This is a genomic window from Bradyrhizobium sp. P2_E8 (assembly GCF_056403875.1).
This window is the reverse complement of sequence record NZ_JBFUES010001871.1, coordinates 1-590: the sequence shown is the minus strand read 5'-3', so window position 1 is coordinate 590 and position 590 is coordinate 1. Positions and strand designations below refer to the sequence as shown.

The 590-nt window shown below is 70.7% G+C and carries 1 protein-coding gene; it reads right to left on the bottom strand.

Going from position 1 to position 590, the window contains the following annotated elements:
- Positions 1–520 (bottom strand): sensor histidine kinase (locus tag AC1D00_RS44430; protein WP_477015118.1); only part of this gene is annotated, 520 nt, incomplete at its 3' end.
- Positions 521–590 lie beyond the last annotated feature (70 nt).

Genomic DNA, 590 nt, shown 5'->3' with positions numbered 1-590 from the left:
TCACGGCATTGTCGATGAGGTTCTCGAGTGCGGCGCGCAGGCGGACGGGATCGCCGACCACCAGCCCCGGCAGCTTTTCGGAGAGCTCGACCTGGGCCTGGAGGCCCTTGGCCGCGGCGCGCCCGGCCAGCGAATCGCCGGCGCTGCGGGCCAGCGCCCGCAGGTCGAACAGGTCCTGCCGCAGCGCGCTGCCACCCTTTCCAGACCCCTTGCCGGTCCGGGCAGCGTCCACGAACAGGGTGGCGAGGCTCGCCAGATGCTCGGCGCCGGCCTTGATGGTGTCAGCCCAGCGCCGCTCCCGCTCCCCGAGATCCGAGGTCGCGAGCAGGTCGCTGATCGCGAGAATGCCGGTCAGGGGGGTGCGGACTTCATGGGCAAAGGCGGCAAGCGCCGCCTGGACCACGTCCGGCGTGACCGCCTTGGTGCTGCGCTTGCGCACCTTTCCGGCCGCCCCGGACCGCTTCCGAGGCAGTCGCCTGGACGTCCGCGTGGTGCGCGCTGCCCGCGTTTTCGCCGCCATAATTCCCCTTCGAAGTATCCCCTTCGAACCCCGGGCTGTCCGATAAGCATGGCACGGCGGAACACCAGGA